This is a genomic window from Halorussus gelatinilyticus, from assembly GCF_023238445.1.
GTDB lineage: Archaea > Halobacteriota > Halobacteria > Halobacteriales > Haladaptataceae > Halorussus > Halorussus gelatinilyticus.
Genome location: NZ_CP096658.1, coordinates 42,877 through 65,141, shown reverse-complemented (window position 1 = coordinate 65,141; position 22,265 = coordinate 42,877). Strand labels below are relative to the sequence as shown.

At 65.6% G+C, this 22,265-nt stretch carries 14 protein-coding genes; 5 read left to right on the top strand and 9 right to left on the bottom strand.

Annotation, left to right across the window (positions count from 1 at the left end):
• Positions 1-163: 163 nt before the first annotated feature.
• From M0R88_RS00300 to M0R88_RS00285, 4 genes are all read right to left on the bottom strand, one after another.
• On the bottom strand, positions 164-592 hold the full coding sequence (locus M0R88_RS00300; RefSeq protein WP_248654971.1) for a GtrA family protein: 429 nt from the start codon (positions 590-592) through the stop codon (positions 164-166).
• Between the two features lie 90 nt (positions 593-682).
• On the bottom strand, positions 683-1,789 hold the full coding sequence (locus M0R88_RS00295) for a dipeptidase (protein ID WP_248654970.1): 1,107 nt from the start codon (positions 1,787-1,789) through the stop codon (positions 683-685).
• Positions 1,790-1,867: 78 nt separating this feature from the next.
• Positions 1,868-3,238, bottom strand: coding sequence for an NAD(P)/FAD-dependent oxidoreductase (locus M0R88_RS00290; RefSeq protein WP_248654969.1), 1,371 nt, complete (start codon positions 3,236-3,238; stop codon positions 1,868-1,870).
• A 270-nt stretch (positions 3,239-3,508) separates the two neighbouring features.
• Positions 3,509-5,371 (bottom strand): S9 family peptidase, encoded by a 1,863-nt coding sequence (locus M0R88_RS00285; RefSeq protein WP_248654968.1) that lies wholly within the window; start codon positions 5,369-5,371, stop codon positions 3,509-3,511.
• Positions 5,372-5,474: 103 nt separating this feature from the next.
• On the opposite strand from M0R88_RS00285, the gene M0R88_RS00280 reads away from it, so the two are divergent.
• The 5 genes from M0R88_RS00280 (at position 5,475) to M0R88_RS00260 (ending at position 13,594) form a co-directional block, all read left to right on the top strand.
• Positions 5,475-6,677 (top strand): amidohydrolase, encoded by a 1,203-nt coding sequence (locus tag M0R88_RS00280; RefSeq protein WP_248654967.1) that lies wholly within the window; start codon positions 5,475-5,477, stop codon positions 6,675-6,677.
• 124 nt (positions 6,678-6,801) lie between these two features.
• Positions 6,802-9,024 (top strand): hypothetical protein, encoded by a 2,223-nt coding sequence (locus M0R88_RS00275; protein WP_248654966.1) that lies wholly within the window; start codon positions 6,802-6,804, stop codon positions 9,022-9,024.
• A gap of 335 nt (positions 9,025-9,359) precedes the next feature.
• Positions 9,360-9,944, top strand: a complete 585-nt coding sequence (locus M0R88_RS00270; RefSeq protein ID WP_248654965.1) for a DUF2238 domain-containing protein — start codon at positions 9,360-9,362, stop codon at positions 9,942-9,944.
• Between the two features lie 93 nt (positions 9,945-10,037).
• Complete coding sequence (locus M0R88_RS00265; protein WP_248654964.1) at positions 10,038-12,410, top strand: methyl-accepting chemotaxis protein; 2,373 nt, start codon at positions 10,038-10,040, stop codon at positions 12,408-12,410.
• Positions 12,407-13,594 (top strand): BMP family lipoprotein, encoded by a 1,188-nt coding sequence (locus tag M0R88_RS00260; RefSeq protein ID WP_248654963.1) that lies wholly within the window; start codon positions 12,407-12,409, stop codon positions 13,592-13,594. The genes M0R88_RS00265 and M0R88_RS00260 overlap by 4 nt, the downstream gene beginning before the upstream one ends.
• A gap of 88 nt (positions 13,595-13,682) precedes the next feature.
• Here M0R88_RS00260 and M0R88_RS00255 read toward each other — a convergent pair whose 3' ends face one another.
• The 5 genes from M0R88_RS00255 to M0R88_RS00235 form a co-directional block, all read right to left on the bottom strand.
• Complete coding sequence (locus tag M0R88_RS00255; protein WP_248654962.1) at positions 13,683-13,835, bottom strand: hypothetical protein; 153 nt, start codon at positions 13,833-13,835, stop codon at positions 13,683-13,685.
• A gap of 144 nt (positions 13,836-13,979) precedes the next feature.
• The gene (locus M0R88_RS00250) at positions 13,980-15,968 is read right to left on the bottom strand and encodes a SpoVR family protein (RefSeq protein WP_248654961.1); all 1,989 of its coding nucleotides are present in this window, start codon (positions 15,966-15,968) and stop codon (positions 13,980-13,982) included.
• Between the two features lie 40 nt (positions 15,969-16,008).
• Positions 16,009-17,319, bottom strand: coding sequence for a YeaH/YhbH family protein (locus M0R88_RS00245; RefSeq protein WP_248654960.1), 1,311 nt, complete (start codon positions 17,317-17,319; stop codon positions 16,009-16,011).
• Complete coding sequence (locus M0R88_RS00240; protein ID WP_248656738.1) at positions 17,310-19,583, bottom strand: PrkA family serine protein kinase; 2,274 nt, start codon at positions 19,581-19,583, stop codon at positions 17,310-17,312. The genes M0R88_RS00245 and M0R88_RS00240 overlap by 10 nt, the downstream gene beginning before the upstream one ends.
• 86 nt (positions 19,584-19,669) lie before the next feature.
• Complete coding sequence (locus M0R88_RS00235) at positions 19,670-21,733, bottom strand: PrkA family serine protein kinase (RefSeq protein ID WP_248654959.1); 2,064 nt, start codon at positions 21,731-21,733, stop codon at positions 19,670-19,672.
• Positions 21,734-22,265 lie beyond the last annotated feature (532 nt).

The following is a 22,265-nucleotide window of genomic DNA, read 5'->3' as shown; positions in this document are numbered from 1 at the left end:
TGCGGTCGCAGTGCGGGGCGGTCGCGGTGCTGTGCGGTGGCGGTTGACTCCTGTGCTCAAGCCTGACGCTAGCTTTACCTGTGTTCCCGGTGTTCCGAATCGGGATTTCGTTTCCCCGTTTTTGAACCGCGTAACACGACACAGAACCGACGAGTAGGAGTTCTCACGCGATTTGCCACGTCCAGCGCGAGTCCAGATAGTACCGATAGAGACCGCTGACGAATATCGCGATTCCGTTCGCCAGCAGGTAGACGAGTCCGGCCCAGTTGACGAACGCCCAGAGGAGCGCCAACTGTATCGGAATCGCGCTCCCGCGGACCAGATTCGTCCGGAGCAGGCCCACGAGGTAGTCGTATCTCGCGGTGTAGCGCGCGTGTTGGAACGTCCACGCGTTGTTCGCCACGAACTGAAGGACGATGGTCAACTCGATGGCGAGGGTGGCCGCGACCAGATAGTTGAGACCGACCCACTCCACCAACAGCCAGAGGACTCCCGTCTGGACGAGGGCCGCGCTCGCTCCGACGAGTCCGAACCGGTAGAGTCGGACGACCGTCGGGTGTTCGACTACGTTTCGGTATGTAGAGTCCCCCACGACAACCACAGGACGAGTCCGAGGACAGAGAACGTTTCGCATCGCGTCGGCTCGCGGGGTGTCGCCGAGGGTTTCACGACGGCGCGTCGCTCACTCCCACGTCTCCCGAATTACGCGGAGCCAGTTGTCCCGTGCGATGGCCCGCACCGCCTCGTCGCCGAACCTCCGGTCGCGAAGCTCCCGAATCACGTCCGGAAGCCCGGTCGCGTCGCCCACCGAGTCGATGACGGTCGCGCCGTCGAAGTCCGACCCGAGCGCGACGTGTTCGACGCCCACTCTGTCGGCGACGTACTCTACGTGGTCCACTAGCGTCGAAATCGGCGTGGGGTCCTCGGGGTCGTTCTCGCCGTCGGGACGGAGGTGTCCCGTGGCGAAGGTGACGCCGACGAGGCCGCCGGAGTCCGCGACGGCGTCGAGTTGCCGGTCGGTCAGGTTCCGACTGACCGGACAGATGTCGTGGACGCCGGCGTGACTGACGACGAGGGGGTCCTCCGAGAGGTCGGCGACGTCATCGAATCCAGCCGCGGTCGCGTGCGCGAGGTCTACCAGAATCCCGCGGTCGTTACATGCGCGGACGAGGTCCCTCCCCGCCGCGGTGAGTCCCGGCCCGGTGTCGGGCGTGCCGGGGTACTCCGACCGGACGCCGTGGCCGAACGCGTTGGGGCGACTCCAGACCGGGCCGACCGAGCGCACCCCCGCCGCGTAGAGGAAGTCGAGGTTCGACAGGTCCGGCGCGACCGCCTCGGCACCTTCGAGGTGCGGAACCGCGGCGAGCGGACCGGGACCGTCGCCGGCGGCGGTCCCGGCCCGCTCGTCGCCGTCGTCGGGAACGAGACAGGCCTCCAAGTCGGCGTACTCGCCGACGACCCGGACCGCGCCGTCCGACTCGGCCGCGATGCGGTGGAGGCGCGCCAGCGCGTCGTAGGTGAACGACTTGGCGCGCTCGTGGTCCACCGCTGGCGGGAGGTCCATCTCGTAGCCCTCGTCGGTCTCGCGTCGCTCGTACTCGTAGTCCTCGTTCGGGACGAAGACGGCGAACAGGCCGGCCCCGAGGTTCGCCTCGTGAGCCCGCGGGAGGTCGAGGTGGCCCGCCTCGCCCCGCTCGAAGAACGACCGGCCGGTTCCGGTCTCGTCGATGTGGAGGTCCAGCAGGGTGTCGTTGTGCCCGTCGAAGAGTCGCAGGTCGGCGTCGGTCATCGACCGAGAGAGGGACGCGAGCAAGTGTCAAATTATCGGAGGCGGCCGGAAGAACGAGAAAGCGACTGAACCGACTCCTCAGACGGTGTACTCCGACTCCGCGAACTGGACGTACTTACCGTTCTTGAACTTGCGCTTGGCTGTCTTGTACTTCGTGACGATTTTCGCGCCGGTGAGTCCGGACCGGAGCTTGTACTTCAGCAGGCCGCCCTCGTCTTTCCCGGCCAGAATGTCGCTGGCGGCCGAGAACGCCTTGTCCCAGTCGCGGGGGCCGTAGTCGCCCACGATGTCGGCGAAGGTGACGTTCCGTACGATTTCGTCGCCGATGGCGTCTTTCCAGCGGTCGTTGTAGCCGCCGAGGCGACCCTTGCCCGCGAGTTCGCCCGCGATTTGGCCGGTCCGGGCGGCGACGTGGTAGCCGCCCTCGTGGAACGCCGAGGTGGTACCCATCGCGCCGCCCGCGACGGCGATGTTGGCCGCGGTCGGCGACTCGATGGGTCGGGTCGAGGAGATGGGATACGTCTCGGTCCCCTCGCTCTTGCCGCGGTCCGTGACCAGCGGGAAGTCCTCCACGTCGTACTCGTCGCCGAACTGGCGGTCCAGCAGGCGCTCGATGTACTCGGCGGGCCGGGGGATGGCGTCGTCGTCCTCGCGCAGGAGGTCGTACTCGCCGGGGTTCGCCACGTCGTCCAAGTCCATCCCGATGGGCATCGTCAGGCCCACGCGCGCGACCGTCCCGTCGTTCGGGAATATCCACGGATAGGCGGTCTCGCCGGGCATCACGCCCCACCAGAACTTGAGCGAACTCGGGTCGAACAGTTCCTCGGGGAACTCGCGGTACTCCTGATACGCGATGTGGTTGGCCTCGTTGGGAGCCATGACCTCGGAAATCGGGCGGTCGTCGGGCGAGAACCGGTCGAGCGCCCGCATCGTGACCTGTCGCTGCGGCCCGTCGGCCAGCACCAGGTAGTCGGCGACGACCTCCTCCCCGTCCGAGAGCTGCAAGGTGTGGGTCGGCGACCCCGACAGGTCGGTGGTCACGTCGGTCACGCCGAGACCGACGCGGTACTCCGCACCCGCCCGCTCCGCGCGGTCGCGGAGCCAGTCGTCCATCCGGGCGCGGTGGAAGGTGAAGCCGAACCCGTCGTACGAGGATTCGATGCCGGTACTCTCCATGACGGCGGTCTCGGTCGGCCCGAAGAACTCGGTCCGCTCTAGCGTCTGGAGGACGACGCGGTCGGGAATCTCCTCGAACGACACGTCCATGATGTCCACCCAGTAGTCGAGCATTCCGGCGGCGTCGGTCGAGTCCGGTCCCAACTCCTCGCGGTCGGCGCGCGGGACGCCTTTCTCGACGAGGAGCGCGTCGGCCCCCTGCTCGGCGGCCGCACGTGCGGCGGAGGTCCCGGCGGGACCGCCGCCGACGATGGCAACGTCCACTCGCTTCATACGGTTAGGGTTTCCCGCTGGGTATTAAACCCTTGACGTTCCGATTCTGTGACGAGACCGCGCAGTTTTCCCGATGTGACGTCAGAAGGACAGGAGGTCTCGGCGCTCAACTGCCGGAAACCTCCTCACAGCGACGCTGTGAGACGGAACGAAAGTAACGCCTCGAACGCTGATGTGTCCTCGAAACAGTCGTTTCGGTAGCGAATCAGGTCGTCGGGCGTACTCCGGAAGAAGGTGTCGTCGGGTGCGCTCCCGTACTCGTCCGGTTCTCTACTCGCCGTCGTCGGGGCTGTGGGGCCGACTGCTCCCGTCGTCGGGGTCGATTTCGAGGTACTTGGCGAACAGGTCGGCGACCCGCGAGTAGGCGTCGAGGACGTTCTCCCGCTTCAGGAACCCGTGGGGTTCGTCGTCGTAGGTCTGGAGTTCGTAGGTCTTGCCGTGCTTCTCCAGTTCCTCGACTAACTGCTCGGACTGGCTGAGCGGGACGCGAACGTCCTGTTCGCCGTGGAGGACCAACAGCGGCGCGTCGATGTCCGGCACGCTCCGGACGGGACTCGCCTCGCGGTAGTTGTCGATGTCGGTCGCGGGATAGCCCAACTCGCGTTTCATGAGTCGCCAGCCCACGTCGTCGGTGTCGTCCGCGAACGTCTCGTAGTCGTAGACGCCGTAGAAGGCCGCGCCGGCGTCGAAGCGGTCGGTCCGGCCCAAGGCGTTGACGGTCATCAGGCCGCCGCCCGAACCGCCGTAGATGCCCGCGCGGTTGCCGTCGACCGCGGGGTAGGCGTCGGCCAGCGCGTCGGCCGCGTTCACCACGTCGTCCAGGTCGCCCTCGCCCCACGCGAAGTCGTTGCGGTTCCGGAACTCCCGCCCGAAGCCCGACGACCCGCGGTAGTTCGGCTCGATGACGGCGAACCCCTGTGCGGCGAAGTACTGCGCGCGGTGGTTGAATTCGTAGCCGTCGAAGGCGGTCGGCCCGCCGTGGGGGTGGACGAGCAGGGGAATCGAGTCGGGGTCGGCGGCGTCGTGGCCCTCCGGGAGGTAGACCATCGCGTGAATCTCGACGCCGTCCGTCGAGTCGTAGGTGATGCTCTCGGGGCGGACGAACCTGTCTTCGAGACCCGCCGGGGGTCGGCCCGCGATTCGCTCGTCGGTCGTGAGGTTGCGGACCTCCGGAGGTCTGGTCGGGGTCGCTTCGACGCCAAGCACGTCGCCGTCGTGCCACTCCGGGAAGTAGCGGTCGCCCGGTTCGTCGGTCAGGGTCGCGGTCTCGCCGGACTCGACAGCGAGCGTCCGGACGTGGACCTCGCCCCGCCGAGTCGCCGTGAGTGCGAGGCGGTCGCCGTCGGCGTCCCACGCCGGCGCGCCGAAGTCGGTGCCCGACTCGGCGAGCAGTCGCTCGGGTTCCGCGCGGTCCGGACCGGTGAGATAGAGGGCGTCGTAGCCGCTGGCGTCGTGGACGAACGCGAGTTCGTCGCCCTCGCTTCCGGGGCGCGGCCGAGGCGCGTAGGCGTTCACCGAGTCGCCGCCGAAGACGGGTTCGACGGTGCCGTCGCGGTCCACGCGGACGACCTGACTCGCGCGGTCCGAGAGGTCCCTGTGGCGCGTCCGGACCGCGTAGAGCGCGTCGCCGGCCCACCGGGGGTCCTGATAGAGGTACTCGTCGTCGCGCAGGACCTCGACGCGGCGGCCGTCCGCCGAGGCGACCGCGAGCGCGCTCGGCGAGCGGTAGTCGGTCACGAACGCGATTTCGTCGCCGTCGGGCGAGAACCGCGGGTTCGAGTCGATGGCTCCGTGGGCCGTGATGCGAGTCTTCGCGCCGGTCTCGACGTCGACGGTCCAGACGGAGAGGCCGTCGTCGTCCTCGCCGGCGTAGGCGACGGACTCGCCCTCGGGGTGCCAGTCGAACCACCGCGGGTCGAGGTGGGTGTAGCGTTGGGCGAGGAGGCCCCGACTCGTCAGTTTGCGGGTCTCCTCGCCGTCTCGCAGGTAGAGGTCGGTGCGATGCTCGCGGCTGACGGCGTAGGCGAGGCGGTCGCCGTCGGGTTCCGGGACGACCTGCTCGGCCATCTCGGCGGTGGCGGCGTCGGCCAGCAGGTCGTCGTGTCGGGTCTCGCGCAGGTCGCGTCGGTACATAGCGTGGTATCAAGTGACGAGGGTTTATGCATCGGGGTAGCGGCGAGCGGGAGGGATACTTCGAACCGAAATACTGAAACCCGCGCTTTCGAATCGTCGTGGTGTGAGAGCAATCGTCAATGGTACGGTTCACACGGTGGCGGAGCGCGGGAGTATCGACGGCGGTACGGTGCTAGTCGAGGACGGCGAGATTTCTGCGGTCGGGCCGGACGGTGAGGTCGAGGTCCCGGACGACGCCGAGGTCTTCGACGCGGACGGCGCGCACGTGACGCCCGGACTGGTGGACGCCCACAGCCACGCCGGGATGGCCGAGTGGGGCGAACCCGAGGACGGCGACTTCAACGAGGTCTCGGACCCCGTGACGCCGCACGTCAACGCCCTCGACGGGTTTCACCCGCGCGACGAGGAACTCCAACACGCGTTCCAGGGCGGCGTGACGACCGTCTCGGCCCGGATGGGGAGCGCGAACGTCGTCGGAGGTATCATCTGCTCGATGAAGACCTACGGCGACGTGGCCGACCGGATGTTGATTCGGGAGGACGGCATGAAGGCGGCGTTCGGCGAGAACCCCAAGCGATTCCACGGCGACCAGAAGGACCGCCAGCCCTCGACGCGGCCGGGCGTCGCGGCGACGCTCCGTCAGGCGCTGATGGAGGCCGAGGACTACGTGGACCGCCGCGAGAAGTCGCGCGAGGAGGGCGAGCCGTTCGAGCGCGACCTCGGGATGGAGAATCTGGCCCGCGTCGTGGAGGGCGAGTTGCCCCTGCGAGTCCACGCCCACCGCGCCGACGACATCGCCACGGTGTTCCGCATCGCCGACGAGTTCGGCATCGAGAAACTCTCCATCGAACACGCGACGGAGGGTCACGTCCTCGCCGACGAGTTCGTCGAGCGCGACGTACCCGCCGTCGTCGGCCCGACCATCTCGTCGGCGAGCAAGTACGAACTCCGCAACATCACCTTCGAGACGCCGGGCATCCTCCACGAGGCGGGCGTCAAGGTCGCCATCCAGACCGACGCGCCGATTCTCCCACAGGAGCATCTGGACGTCTGCGTCGGTCTCGCGGTGCGCGAGGGTCTGCCCGAGGACGTCGCCCTGCGAACGGTGACGCGCAACCCCGCCGAGATTCTGAGCATCGAGGACCGGGTGGGCACGCTGGAGGAAGGCACCGACGCCGACCTCGTGGTCTGGGACGGCCCAATGTTCGAACTGGACTCGGACGCCCGGCAGGTGTTCGTGGAGGGCGAGCGCATCTACGACGCCGAGCGCGACGACGTGGACCCGCGCGAGGAGTACGCGTGGTGAGCAGTAGCGAAGAGCTTCGTTGTCGAGATTTTGTAGAGCGGTTCTGAATACCCGACGATTTCGAGATATCCGGAAGTACCATTTCTCCGAAAGTAATATATGACGAACACAGTAACAGCGGGACGTGAAAAAATCGGTCTTCTTGGCGGTCGTCCTCCTGTCGTCGATGGCTGTTCCCGTCGGTACCAGCGCGGGTCAGCCAGCAGACCATCGCGTCCGGGCGGGGACCGTCGACGACGTTCGAGAACCGACGCAGACCGAGTGGAACGTGACGGTGAACGAGACGGAGTCGATACCCAACCGGCTCGACTCATCGAACGGTTTCGTGTTCGTCGGTGGGGCGAGCTTCCCGTCTTCGGGTCCGACTATCTCGCCCGCCGTTCACGTCCTCGTCGGGAACAACACCACGAACCTCGCGGCGAGTAAAGTCGTCGCGGACGCCGAGTGGACCGAGAAGAGTCCCAAGCGGTTCGACGGGCGGGCCGTCGGCGACACGCTGGTCGTCCGGTACGGACGGACGATTTCGGCCGTGGCGAAGCGAGGCGGGACGTGGAAGGAGTTCGACCTCGGCACGCTCGACGGCCAGTTCGAGAAGATGTTCGCCACGGACTCCGCGGTGTTCGTCGTCAGTAGGGCGGGTATCCGGAAATACGGCGTCGGGACGAAACCGACGGAACTGGCGCGGTACGACACCGAGTACGAACTGAGGAGCGCAAGCTACACCGATGGGACGATAACGTTCGAGACGCTAGACGATACCGAATGTCAAGCCGAGGGGGCGAGCGGTTGTTTCGGGGGAATCGGTGACGGGTCTCGATACGGGGCCTTGGACACGGACTTGAACGAGCGGTGGACGAAGTTCGTCGCGGACGACTCCGTCACTACCGAGCAAGTCGGTGATTTACTGCTCACGCGAGCCGGAAACGAGTCCACGTTCTACGCCCGCGACGTGGCGACCGGGGAACCGGCGTGGACGTGGGAGGCACCGAACAACGACTATTTCGCCGAGCGAATGCATGGCGACGTAGAGTTCTGGTCGAGCCACAGTCGAGCGTTCGTCGTCGATTCCGACACCGGCAAAGAACGATGGAGCTACCACAGCGACAACGTCAGGTACGAGAGCAGTACCCGATTGCTCCAGTACGTCGACGGCGAGTACGTCCTCAGGAACTACTCGACGGGCGAAGTCCTCGCCCGCCATTCCGGACCGGCGGGGAAGTCGAAGTGGAACCACGTCGCGACGATGGGCGGTGGAGCGTATCTCTCGTTCACGGTGGACCCGGCACCGACCCGCGTGTTCGTCAACACGACGACCGGCGAGACCGTGGCGACGTTCGACCCGCCGAAGCGAATCGCGGCGGCCTACGAGAAGGCCAAGGAGATGCCCAACGAGGTGAGCTACCTTACTTACACCGCCGGGACGATGGGGCCACCGGGAAGCTTCTACATGAAGGTCGGAATTCGGGGAGAGACGGGTACCCGCGATCTCCACAAGGAGAGCGTCTTCATTCGTCCGACCGGCCACGAGTGGTTCGAGATCGAAGCCGCCCCCTCCAATCAGAAGTTAAACATCAAGACGCCGATCGTCCAGACGGACGGGGTACTCCTGTATTCAGCAGGCGGACAGAAAGTGGATGTGGACGGCGTGAACCGAAGCGAGTCCGTCCACGTCAGAGACCTGAACGGGACGTACCTCGGGCAGGCGACCTTCTACCGGACGGATCTCGGCAAACCGATGAGCGAGAGCAAGGAGATACCGGGGCGGTCGCTGGAAAATCAGTACAACGAGAAGCTAACTCGTGATAAGTATCAGGTCGAGATGGCCGCCAACGGGCCGACGGGTGAAGTGCTGTACATCGAACCGTACGGAATCGACGGAGACGAGCGGAAGGTGCTTCGGTTCGTGATCGGGGACGTGTCCCCGGAGAACGTGACCGGAAGCGTCGAGGTCACGTGTCACGACGGGGGACCGCGAGCAGTACTGACGAACCCCACGTCGATTCCGCTCGTGTATTCGGTCGGCGGTACCGACGAGGTGACGCTGGGGGCCGACGAGTCGCGGACTATCGAGCTATCCGGCGACGGAGAGTACACCTTCGCAGTCACGACGACCAGCGGGGACCCCGTCCAGTTGGACCTCACGGCTTCCGGTGACAACTCCGTCCGAGACGGCGACACGGTCGTCACGAACTGCGGTCGGGAGACCGAGCAAGCGATGGCGGACGAAACTCGCTCGGCGGACGATGCCCCGGAGACCGGCGGGTCGGTTCCGGGATTCACTCCGCTATCGTCGGTCCTCGCCCTGTTGGCGGTGGTCTGTCTCCGGCACGCCGTCGGGAAGCGGTAGTACTCTCGCGCGCCGCTCTCGTTTCTCGTCTGCTGTCCGGGACAGCGGGCCAGCAGGGGTCCGCCGTCGAACGCGCGAGGGACGAGTAGTCTGCGAACGCGGTTCGCAGACAACGCGGGCGGTCGGGGTGGACGAGGCGCGGTCGCGGTGCGGGGCGGTGCGGGGGACTCCTTTTTGTCGGCATCGGAGCGGTTCGCGTCGCTGTCGCGGTGCTGCCGTGCGATTCGCGATGTCGACTTCCGGTTCGCAGTCTCCGAACGTACCATCTCGAAATCACTCTTCCGGAGAGACGAACAGTATTTCCGGGTTCCGCGACCTATACTCCACCAACACGCATGAGTCGGAGTTCAGGGACGACCCTCGGCAGTGTCGTCGAGAGCGCCATCAGATGCGGCATCGTCACGGTGTTCGGCGAGGGAGTCCGGCGTCGGAACCCCGGAGCCGTCGTCAACGCGGTCTTCGCGTTCACGGGGACCTACCTCCCCGACGCGGTCGAACGCCTCTTCGACGTGGAGTTCCGGGCGTGGCAGCGCGTCTACGCCGGAGGAGCGATGCTGGCCCACGCGGTCGGGATGCTCGGCCCCTACGACGATACGTGGTGGTGGGACCACGTGACGCACACGCTCTCGACCACGATTCTGGCCGGGTTCGTCCACGCCGCAGCGGACCGCCGGGGGCGCGACCCCGCGCCGCGCGTCTTCGCCGTCGTCGTGGTGGCCGGACTGTTCTGGGAACTACTGGAGTACGTCATCCACGCGGTGTCGCGTCGCCTCGGTATCGAGCCGATTCTGGTGTCCTATAGCGCGCAGGACACGCTGTTGGACCTCGTGTTCGACGTGCTGGGGGCGACGCTGGTGCTGGTGTTCGGCGATAGGTTGCTCGGGAACTTCGCGCCCGACGCGGAGCCACGTGACGGATAAATTTTATCCCCTGAAGGTCAGATCCCTAACGCACAAATATCAAATCTGATTTTGGTCGAAGTTATTAAGGGTACGTCGCGTTCCCCAACGAATATGTCTAAACAACCACCCGACTCGACGGGGGAGTCGTCGAAAGGTCTGTTCTCCCGGTTCGACGACCGTCTCCCGACCGGAGCGATACCGAACGTCCTCCGACGGACGTTCGCGGCGAAGTTCTTCGGCGTCGTCCTCGTCGTGATGCTCGTCACGAGCAGCGTGGGCGCGTACAACTACGCCTCCACGCAGGACGCGCTGGAATCGGACGTGAAGAACCGCGTCACGTCGACGGCCGAACTGCAAGCCGGTAGCCTCGGCGAGTGGGTCCAGAGCAAGCGGACGCTGACCCGCACGCTCTCGCAGGCCCAAGCGTTTCGCACCTACAACCGGCGCGGCGTGAGCTACTACCTCGAAGCCCAAGAACCGTCGCTCCCCGACGACGTTGAGGCGGTTCACTTCGTCAACAGCACGTCGTGGAACGTCGTCGTCAGTTCGAACGAAGACGCCGCGGGCACCGACCTCCGGGAGAGCGGCGTGCCGTGGGCGACCGACGACCGTGCGGCGGCCCTCGAACGACCGCGCGACGTGTTCGTTTCGAGTCGGCCCTACGACGCGTCCGGGAGCGACGCTCGCGTGGTCGCGTTCGTGAGTCCCGTCCCGGACAAGCCCGACCGCGCGGTCGTCCTGACGGTGAACATCTCCGCGCAGGTCAACGGCCTCCACCAGCCGGTCAAGGACGGCGAAACGGTGGTGTACAACGCCAACGGCGACGAGGTGTTCAACACCGGCGACGCCCAACTGGACGGCAAACTCGCCGGGGACGCCATCGTCGGGTCGGGCGCGAACGACGGTCTCGTGACCACCAGCGACTTCGTCGCCAATCACAAGTCGGTCGCGGGCGCGAACTGGGTCGTCGTCTCGTACGCCCCGAAGGCGAGCGCGTTCGCGATGCGCGACCGAGTCGGGACCAGTCTCCTGACGACGATTCTGGCGGCGCTCCTCGCGCTCGGCGTGGTCTCGGTCGTCTTCGAGCGCCGGACGACCGCGACGCTGAACGAACTCACCTCGAAGGCCGAGGAGATAGAGCGCGGCGACCTCGACACCGAACTCCGGAGCGGTCGCATCGACGAACTCGGCCAACTCTACGAGGCGTTCGCGAGCATGCGCGATTCGCTCGCCGAGAAGATTCGGGCGGCCGAGTCCGCCCGCGAGGAGGCCCAAGAGGCCCAGCAGGTCGCCGAGCGGGAGCGCCGCGAGGCCCAAGAAGCCAAGGAGCGGGCCGAGACGCTCAACGGCCACCTCGAACGGAAGGCCGACAGTTACAGCGACGTGATGCAGGAGGCCGCCGACGGCGACCTCTCGCGGCGGATGGACGCCGACGCCGAGAGCGACGCGATGGCGCGCATCGCCTCGGCGTACAACCGCATGATGGACGAGTTGACCGACGCGATGCTGGAAGTCAGATCGTTCAGCCGCGAAGTCGCGGGCGAGAGCGAGCAGGCGACCGACAGCCTCGCGGAGGTCGAGCGCGCGAGCGAGGAGGTCAGCGAGTCCGTCCAAGAGATATCGGACGGCGCGGTCGAGCAGAACCGTAGCCTCCAGCGGGCCAGCGAGGAGATGAGCGACCTCTCGGCGACCGTCGAGGAGGTCGCTTCCTCGACCGAGACCGTCGCCCAACGCGTCGAGCAGGCCGCCGAAGAGGGCCAGGAGGGCCAGCACGCCGCCGAAGACGCCATCGAGGAACTCGACAGCATCGAGGAACGGACCGAGCGGACGGCCGAGTCGGTCGAGCGCCTCCGCGAGGAGGTCGGCGACATCGAAGAGGTCGTCGGCTTCGTGACCGACATCGCCGAGCAGACCCACGTCCTCGCGCTCAACGCCTCCATCGAGGCGGCCCGCGCCGGGGAGGCCGGGCAGGGCTTCGCGGTCGTCGCCGAGGAGGTCAAGAACCTCGCCGAGCAGACCCAGTCGGCCACCGACGAAATCGGCGATTCCATCGAGCGGGTCCGCGACCAGACCGAGACGACGGTCGAGGAGATGCACGAGACCCGGACCAGCGTCTCGGACGGCACCGAGACCGTCGAGACGGCGCTCGAAGCGCTCGAACAACTCGTGGAGGACGTGTCCGAGACCAACGACAGCATCCACGAGATAAGCCGAGCGACCGAGAGTCAGGCCGACTCGGTCCAGCAGGTCGTCACGACGGTCGAGGACGTCTCCAGCGTGAGCGAGGAGACGACCGCGCAGGCCGAGACGGTCTCGGCGGCCGCCGAGGAGCAGACCGCCTCGCTGACCGAGGTTTCGAACGGCGTTAAAGACCTCGCGGACCGCGCCGAGCGACTCAGCGACCTGCTCGAACAGTTCGACTTCGAGGACGGCGGGCGGACCGCCCCCGAAAGCGACGCCGGCCGGAAGGTGACGCCGAAATGAGCGAGGGCGACGCGACGCGGCCGACCGGGTCGGTCTCGCGGCGGCGACTCCTCGGCGGGATGGCGAGCGCGCTCGCCACCGCCGGACTCGCGGGCTGTTCCGGCGGGAACTCCGACGAACGGACGACTCCCTCCGACGCGGCGACCGGCGCGCCGGCCGAGACGACGACGCGGTGGACGACGACCCAACGCGCCGAGAACGGGGACGCCCGCATCGGGATGGTCTACGCGCTCGGCGGTCTCGGCGACAACTCGTTCAACGACATGGCCCACGCGGGGGCGAAGAAGGCCCGCAAGGAGTTCGGCATCAGCTTCGAGAACGCCGAACCCTCCTCGTCGGAGCAGATTCCGAAGCTCCAGCGGGAGTTCGCGTCGGCGACGGACCCGCCGAAGGACCTCGTCTGCGGTATCGGCTTCGCGCAGGCCGCCGGCATCGTCTCGAACGCGACGGAGTTCCCCGACCAGCAGTTCCTCCTCGTGGACGGCGTCGCCACCGACGAGAGCGGGGCGCTCCTCCCGAACGTGGCCAACTACACGTTCGCGGAGCATCAGGGGTCGTTCCAGGTCGGTCTCCTCGCCGGACTCGTCACTCGGCGGGAGTTCGCCGCCGGGGCCGGCCGGACGACCGGCGACCGCACGGTCGGGTTCGTCGGCGGCGTGGACGTGCCGCTCATCCGCAAGTTCGAGGCCGGATACCGGGCGGGCGTGGCCCGCGCCGGCGACGACATTGAGGTCACGTCGGCGTACGCTGGGTCCTTCGCCGACCCCGACGCCGGCGAGCGACTCGCCAGCGAGATGTACGCCGACGGCGCGGACATCGTCTACCACGCCGCCGGCGGCAGCGGTATCGGGGTGTTCCGGGCGGCCCAGAAGGCCGGACGCTTCGCCATCGGCGTGGACAACGACCAGTCGCGCAGCGTTCCCGAGTACAGCGACGTCATCCTCGCCAGCATGGTCAAACACGTCGATAAGGCGGTGTTCCGGTCGATAGCCAGCCTCGTGGACCGGAAGTTCCGATTCCGGGTCGGGACGGTCAACACGCTCGGCCTGCTCGAAGGCGGGGTCCGGGCGGTGTACGGAACCGACCTCGGGTCGGCGATTCCCGACGACGTGACCGCGAAACTCGACGCCTCGCGGCGAGCCATCATCAAGAACGAAATCAAAGTGCCGACGACGCTCTCCTGACGCTCTCGTCGGGGCGAGCGGCCGACTTCTCGTCTGGCGGTGCAGTTCAGATAACGATAACGAGAGGGGGAGCGACGTGCCCGGCGGTCTACTCGGCGTTCATCTCGCGGTCGTTCTCTCGTTCGAGTTTCAGCAGTTGGAGGGCCTGTCGTATGTGAAAATCCTGCTCGTGTTCGTCGCTGGAATCGAGCGCGGTCCGTAGCTGTCCTATCGCCGTTTCTTGCTCCTCACTCTCGTCCATACGGAAACGCCGCTTTCCGGAATATTAGCTTTAACGAACATCCAGGTGACACGCCTCGCCGCGGTAGACGTTCGCCGACGCGACGAAACGTTCCCACCGGGGCGCGTCCCGACACACCGAAAGAGACGCCCGGAGTGGACGCCGTCAGGCCAGCCAGTCCTCGGGCTTGGTGTCGTAGTCCACTTCGGTCGCCGCGATGTCTTCGACTTCGGTCCAGTCCAAGTCCTCCATCGTGAACTGCTCGCCGTCGTAGCGCAGGAGTTTGCCGACCTCCTCGGGTTCGGGTTCGCGGTCGCGCCGCCGAGCGATCTCGGCGTCGCGGTCGTCCACCTCCTTCACGATGGTCTTGAGGTTCACCGGCCGGCCCCAGAGGTCGAACACGCGTTCCAAGGTCCGCTTGGCCTGTTCGACGTCCAGCATCACGCCGTTGTAGTGGTGGCCGAGCAGCAACTCGTTGCGGTTGTTGTAGTTGCCGTCGTACACCGCGATGGTCGGCTTGCCGAAGTTGGTGAACTGGAGCATCAGCTTCTTCTTCACGTCCTCGTAGTCGGTGCTGGCGACCCGGTAGTCGCCGGTGGTCTGGCTGAACTCGTAGGTGAAGTACTGGTTGTCCGTGACGAACTCCTGAGTCAGGAAGCTGTCGAGGAACGTCACGTCGTTGTTGCTCGCCCGGACCTCGCGCATCTTCTCCCAGCCGGTGGTGTAGTCCACGTCCGCGACGGCCTCCTCGACCGACCCGTAGCGCGCGTCGTCCACGATGTAGCGCGCGTACTGCTCCAAGTCCTGCTGGGAGACCGACCGGAGGAACCCGCGGTGCTGGCGCTTGCACAGCGAGAAGTGACGCTCGGCGAGGCCCCGGTAGGTCAGGACCTTCCACGGGTATTTTTCGAGGTCTATCTCGCCGTTCTTCGCGGCTTCCAGCATCTCCTCGTCCACCTTCTCGGGCGCGAGGTCGTCGAGTTCGTCCAGATTCTCGGGGTCGATGCTATCGATTCGAGGGTCGGGCGCGAGCAGGTCCTGCACCTCCTCGAAGTCCACGGTGTCGTGGAAGTTGCGCCACGTCACGCCCTCGGTCCGGAGGAGCTTCCGGCAGACCTCCCGGCGGTTCTCGGTGTTCTCGATGTACTCCCACAGCTCCTTGCCGAGTTGGTAGGGGTTGAGTCCCGGCGAGTTGAGGACGCGGGCCTGATGGTCGGCGTAGCTCAGGAACTCGTCGTCCCCGGCGAACGCCTCCTCGCCCATCATCATCGACTCCCAGTAGGCGGCCCACCCCTCGTTCATGACTTTAGTGAGCTTCTGGGCCGCGAAGTAGTACGATTCGGCCCGGAGCATCTCCAGAATTTCCTTCTGCCACTCGGTCATCTCCTCGGCCTTCTGCGACTCCTCGTCGTAGGCCTTGCCGTGGTCCCGGAGGAACGCCAGCACGTCCATCTCGGGTTCGTCCAACTCGCCGGCGTCGGCCTGCTCGTCCATCCACTCCTCGTCGAAGACCTGGCGTTTCACCTCGTCCGAGAGGTCCATCTCGTCCAGTTTCTCGGCCAACTCGTCGTCGGGGATGTCGTCGTCCTCGGCGTCGTCTCGGCGCTCGAACTGACGCTTGAACGGTTCGTGCTGGTCGATGTTGTCTTCGAGACACAGCACGCTGTCTATCCACTGCTCGACCGCCTCGCGCTCGATGTCGGGGTCGGACATGTACTCCTCGATGCGCCGGGCGTGGCGTTCGAGCATCGCCGCGGCGTCGAGTTGGTCGGCGAACATCCGGTACCACCGGTTCTTGGCGAAGAAGTCCGAGTGGGCCTCGACGTGGGTGATGACCGCCTTCTGGTCGGCGACGGCGTTCGACTCCTGCAGGAAGGCGTGAGACGGGTCGTCGTTGATGACTATCTCGAAGGCCTTCCCGCCGGTGTACTGGCCCTGCTTCTGCTGGCGGTCGTACTGCATGCCCCACCGCCAGTGGGGGTAGCGCTCTTGGAACCCGTTGTACGCGATGAGTTCGTTCATCTCGTCGTAATCGACCACCCAGTAGTTCACGTCGTAGGGGTCGAGGCCGAGTTTGTGGGCCAGATTGCGGGCCTCCTCGGCCGGTTCCTGTAACGGTTCCGCCGCCTTCTTCGTTCGGGGTCGCTCTCTCATGGTTTGGCCTCCGCGGTGCGCGTCGGCGTGGTCGCTCGTCTCACGATTCGGCCTCCGTGCTGAGGATTTCGTAGATGGCGTCGGTCACGTCCTCGGGGCTGTTGACGTAGCTGACCGCCACCTCGTTCGACTCGCCGAAGTGGTCGTCTACCTCCTCGGCGTGGGTCGCGTTGATGGCCTTCCCGTCGGGTTGGGTCTCGACGTAGGCGTGGAGGTTCGCGGGAATCTCGTCCATCAGCGGGATGACGTTCTCGCTGGTGTCGTTCCGGGAGTTCTCGCTGTCCCCGGCGGCGAACACGTAGCGGTTCCAGTCGCTCCACGGGTAGCGCTCGTCGAGAATCGCGGCGGCGAGTTCGTACGCAGACGAGATCTTCGTCCCGCCGCCCGACCGGATGCCGAAGAACTCGTCGCGCTCGACCTCCCACGCCTCGGCGTCGTGGGCGATGTAGACGAACTCGGCGTTGTCGTACTTGCCGGTCAGGTACCAGTCCAGCGGCGTGAACGTACGCTCGACCAACTCGCGCTTCTTCTCGCGCATCGACCCGGAGACGTCCCGGATGTTGACGACGACCACGTTCTTCTCGCGCTCCTCGATTATCTCGGGGTAGCGGTAGCGCTCGTCCTCCTTCCGGAAGGGGACGTGCGTGATGCCCTCTTCCTTTATCTTCTGGGCGGTACTCCGGCGAGTGACCGACTCCTCGACCTCCTCGATGGAGTCGTAGGTCGTCCTCTCGTCGTCCGGAATCCGGCGGTAGGCCTCTTCGAGCCAGTGTTTCGAGACGTTGATGGCGTTCTCGCGCGCCCACGAGAACGTCCGGTCGGGACCCCAGCCGTCTATCTTCAGCACCTCTTCGAGGAAGTCGGGGTCGAAGTCCATCGCCAGTTTGCGCTTCAACCCCTCCTTGAACATCCGCTCGAAGTCGAGGGTGCTGTCGGGACCCGTCCGGGTCATGTCGGTGAAGTCGCCCTCCTTCTCCTCGATGACCTCCTTGCCCTTCGGCTCTAAGTCGAGACCCAACTCGTCGTCCAACTCCTCGGCGAACTCCTCGGGGTCCATCTCGTAGTAGTCGTGGTCGCCCGACTCGTCGCCGGGGTCGCCCTCCTCGTCGCCGTCGCCGGGTTGGGGCTGTGGCTCGCCCACCGGGTCGCCCACGTCGGGTTCGCCCTGCCCGATGCCGCCCTTGTCCCGCCGGTCGTAGGCGAACTCCGGCAGGTCCACGATCTTGATGGGGATGTTTATCTCGTCGGGCAGGCTCTGGCCGAGGTCGCCGTACTGGATGAAGTCCGCGAGGTCCTCCCGCTTGGCCTCGCCGACCTCTCGATACCGTTCTAAGTCCTCTCTCAGTCCCATTTGTAGCTCACCTGACTCATGACGTGTTGGCTGGTCAACTCGGCCGACGCCTCGCTGTAGCCGAACATCTCGACCAGATTGTCGATGGTCTCGGCCTTCACCGCGGCCGTCTCGGTGTTGCCCGGCGGGTCGGCCCACTGGTTCGGGTCGAAGTCCTCGTACACCCGGCGCACGTCGTCCCAGTCGTAGTTCGCCAGCACCGTCTTGATGATGGGAATCTCCTTGGGGTCGATGTCGGCCGCCTCGAAGCCCTCGTCGCGGTTCTCCCACGCGTGGCGGTTCAGCGCGGTGATGACCTTGTTGCGCCGGAACTCCTCGACCGCCGGGGTCGGCGAGTGGTCGCCGTCGTAGCTCTCGGGCGAGAACCGACCCAGATGCTCGGTCTCGAACACCTTCATCTTCAGCGGGTCGGGTTCGACGCGTTCGCCGCGGTCGTTCTCGACCTGCTCGTCGGTCGCCCACGCGTAGACGTGTTCGATGTACTCCTCGACGGTCTCCTCGTCCACGCGCTTGTCGGCCATCATGGCGTCTAGCACGTCCTCCTCCTGCTTCTGGAAGACGTGGTTCTTGACCGGCACCAGCCTGTTCTCGTACTCGGTGCGCTCGGCGGTCGAGAAGACTGGCGCGCCGGTCAGGTCCTCGGCCATCGCGTTCAGGATGTCGCGGGGCATGATGACCTCCTCGACCGGGTAGTCGGCGTGGGCGCGCTCGCTCTCGTCGTTGAGCAGGTCCGCGATGACGTCGCGGGTGTAGGTCACGGGAATCCCCTGCTCGCCGTCGTCTGCGTCGTCGTCGAAGTCGAAGTCCTCCGCGTCGAGGCGGTCGTCGCCGTCGAGCAGGTAGCCCCTGTCGAACAGCTTCGCCTTGTCCACCAGGTCGAGTCCGGCGGGCACGTCCTCGCCGTCGAGTCGGGTCACGACGCTGTAGAGCGCGGCGGCCTCGATGGCGTGCGGAGCGAGTTCGCGCTCGCCGACGCCCGCGCCGCTCTCGTCGTTCCGGACCTGCACCGAGAGTGGTTCCCGAATCAGGTTCTCGAGTTCGTCGTAGCTCTCGGCCTTCCACACGTCGGTCTCGTTGGTCAGCTCCCGGCGGATGAGTTCGGCCTCCAGACTCAGGTTGGTGAGGTACTTGAACCGCCGCCGGTCCAGCCTGCGCTTGAGCGCCTTCAGCGGGTCGGCCCCGCCGGCGTCGGCGTGCTGGTTCAATTGGGCCTCCAAGTCGGGATTGGAGATGATGAGCAGTTGCGTGTCGATGTCCATCTGGATGCCCTTGTCCAACTTGACCGTCTTCTCGTCGGGGACGTTGAGCAACTTCTGGAGCAAATCGGCGTGCTGGGCGGCGTCCTCCACGATGGTCAGCAGGCCGTTGCCCTGCGAGAGGACGCCGTCGAAGCTGAACGCTTGGGGATTCTTGCGGCCCCGCGAGTCCAACTCCTGCAACATCCCGCGCATCCACGACCCGACGAGTCGCTCCTTCGGCGGCCCCGAGTCCTCCGAGTGGAGGACGCCGATGCCCTTCCCGACGTCCACGACGTAGTTCTTCACCCGGAGGTGGTTCGGGTCGGTGATGGCCGAGAACAGGTCGTCCTCGCCGTTCCGACGGTACTGCTCTTCGAGGTAGTCGTACGCCTCGCGGCTGAAGGGGTCGAGCGCGCTATCGACCTTCAGGTCGATGTGGTCCTCGACTCCCTCGTTGATTCGCGCGAGGATGTCCTCGCGGACCTCCTCGGGGAACACCGTCAGCGGATTGGCCTGCACCGGACTCGGGAACCAGTTCTCCTCGTCGGCGACCGCGCGCTCGTCGCCGTAGCTCAGGCTCCGTGCCTCGCTCGCGCTGGCGATGTTCCACTCGACGGTGTACCGCCGTCCCGCCTCGGTCTTCGAGAACTCCCGAAGCCCGTTGACGAGACACCGCTTCAACTCCGATTTGCCGGTCGCGGTCGGGCCGTCGAACCAGATTATCTTCTCGGCCTTGCCGCGCTCGGCCGCGATGGACCGCAGGTCGTCCACGAAGGCGTTGAGCACCTCGGTGTTGCCCAATATGGCGTGTTCGCCGTCGTTGTGCGGGTCGTCGAAGAAGACGTACCGCTCCTTCTCGTCGCCCTCCTCGACGACGGTCCGGGTGCCCATCGACTCGATGGCTTCGAGCAGGTACTTGCTGGCGTGGGCCGCGACGGTCGGGTTCTCGAACGCCTCGTCCACGAAGTCGGCGAGGCTCTTGGGTTCCTCGTAGGTCTCCCGGAGTTCGCGGTCGGCCGCCTCGATGAACTCGCCGCCGTCGGGCGCGTCCTCGGGGCGGGAGGACTCCTCGGGGTCCGCGAGACGCCGGTCGTCGTGGCCGGTCGCCACGGTTAGTCCTCCATCTCCGCGCGGGCGACCTCTGCGCCGGCGAACTCCAGCACCTCCTTCGCGCCCTCGCGGGAGTAGCCCTGATCGACGAGCGCCTCTATCCACGCGTTCTGCTCGTCGTCGTCCATCTCGTTGGACGAGACCAGCGCCGAGAAGTTGATGTTGTGTTTCTTGTCCTCCCAGAGCTTGCGTTCCAGCGCGCGGCGCAGGCGGTCGTTGTCCTGCGGGTCGAACGGCGACCCCTCGCGGGCGCGTCGGGAGACCCAGTTGCTCACTTCCTGCCGGAAGTCGTCCTTCCGGTCGCGCGGGATGTCGAGTTTCTCCTCGACGGCCCGGAGGAAGCTCTCGTCGGGTTCCTGCTCGCGGCCCGTGAGTTCGTCCTCGACCGTGTCGTCGTCGATGTACGCCATGACGTGGTCCATGTACTTCTCGCCCTGTCGCTGAATCTCCTCGATGTCGTAGGCGAGCGCGTGGCGCACGTCCTCGATGGCGCGGTCCTTGTACTCCTCGCGGACCATTTCGAGGTAGCGGTAGTAGGTCTCGAAGTTCTCCTCCGGGATGGAGCCGTGATTTTCGAGGTTCTCCTCGAAGTGGTTGAACACCGAGAGGGGACTCAGGAAGCCCCTGTCGCGGTGGGTCGAGTTCATGATGGCCTCCGCGATTTCGTCGCCGATGAACCGGGCGGAGACGCCTTCCATGCCCTCGCCGATGTCGGCGGACTCCTCGCCCTCCTCGCGGAGCTTCTTCACGTCCACGTCCTCGCCGTCCTTGATTTCGCCGTTGTAGGCCTTGACCTTCTGCATCAGGTCCACGGTCTCGCTGTCGGGCTCCTCGATGCGGGTCAGGACGCCGAAGAGTCCGGCCATTTCGAGCGTGTGTGGCTCGATGTGGACGTCGGGCACGTCGGCGTTGAACAGCATCTTCCGGTAAATCTGGGACTCCTCGTCGTATTCGAGGACGTACGGGAAGTCGATGCGCTTGGTCCGGTCGTTGAACGCTTCCATCTTCTCGTCGCCCTTCTTGTCCCGGTACTCGGGCATGTTCGTCCGGCCGACGATGACCTGGTCGATGTCGATTCGCGGATTGTTCTTCGGTTTGATGGTCTGTTCCTGCGTAGCGTGCAGGAAGTCGTAGAGGAACTCCCGCTGGAGTTTGAGTAGCTCCTCGCCACTGAAGATACCCCGGTTTGCGTTACAGAACGCCCCCGAGTAGTCGAAGGCTCTGGGGTCGGACTCGCCGTAGATGGCGATTTTCGAGTAGTTGACGTCGCCCGTCAACTCGGTCTCGTCCTGGTTCTTCTTGTCCTTCGGTTCGAAGGTCTCGACGGCCTGGCGCTTGTTCTCGTCGGCGGTCAGGCGGACGACTTCGACGTGGTTGTCCAGCACCAGCTTGATGTCGTCGTCGTAGTACGCCAGCAGCTCGTCCATGTAGAACGCCGACGCGGGGTCGAGGCTCTGCTCGTTCTGGATGGTGTAGGGCGCGTCTAAGTTCTCGTTCAGGTCGTCGATGACGCGCTGGCGCTGGTCCACCGGGAGCAGGACGAGGGGGTCCTGATTCATCGGCGACCGGACCGTGTCGTCGGCGGGGTCTTGGTCGTGGATGACGTCGCAGAGGTTCGTCCACCGGTAGGTGTACATCCGGCCCTCGTCGCTGAGGGTGTAGTCCTCGAAGTATGTCCGGACCTGTCGGTCGAAGTCGGACTTGCCGGATCCGACCGGGCCGAGGAGCAACTTGATGCGCTTCTCCGGGCCGAGACCCCGCGCACCGGACTTGACCTTGTTGACGAACTCGTGGATGGCGCGGTGAATCTCGTGCCCGTAGAAGGTGTTCTCCCCGTCGTGGAGCGGGTCCTCCGAGGCGAGCAGGTACTCGACCACGCCGGCCTCCTCGTCGTACTCGGTGCCGTAGTAGTCGAACATGTCGGCGACCCGCTGGTGGGCGTTTCTGGCTATCTTGGGGTCCTCGTACACCTCGTCGAGATACCAGTCGAAGGACTTGGTCTCGCGGAGGTCTTCGGGCATCGATTCCTGGTACCGCTGGCTGAGTTCTTCCAGTGATTCTGTCATCGTATCACGTGTTTCGTTGGGAGAGATCGCGGGAGCGCGAACGGCTGACCGGTGGTTGGGCGGTCCGCGGTCGAAATATGTGGTAGTTGTACACGCACAAAGAGGTATCGGCCAGTCTGACGACTGACAGTTTTCGGCAACCCCGGCACTCCCGATGCCAGATGCCCCTTCCAACCCCTTCGGTCCCGCTCTCGCGCGGGACGCTCGCGTGCTGGCCGTTCATGTGCGTGCTATCCTCACACCACATTCACTGCGACGCTACGTCGGAGGGCGACAGGGTTCGGGCGGACGTGAATGGGTATTGGTAGGTGTTATCGAGTACCGCGTGGGTCGGTACCACCGATACTATTTAATAGATGGGATGAAGCGATATATAATTGTTGGCTCGTTCCAACTATGACTTAAGCTGAATTAACGACATTGAAGGCGACGACTGACGCGAGAGAGCGCCGTCCTCCCTCTCTTGGGATGTGGTAACAGATTTCAGCTTTAAGTCGGATTCGACCGCTCCGACTCCCGGATTCTCGACACG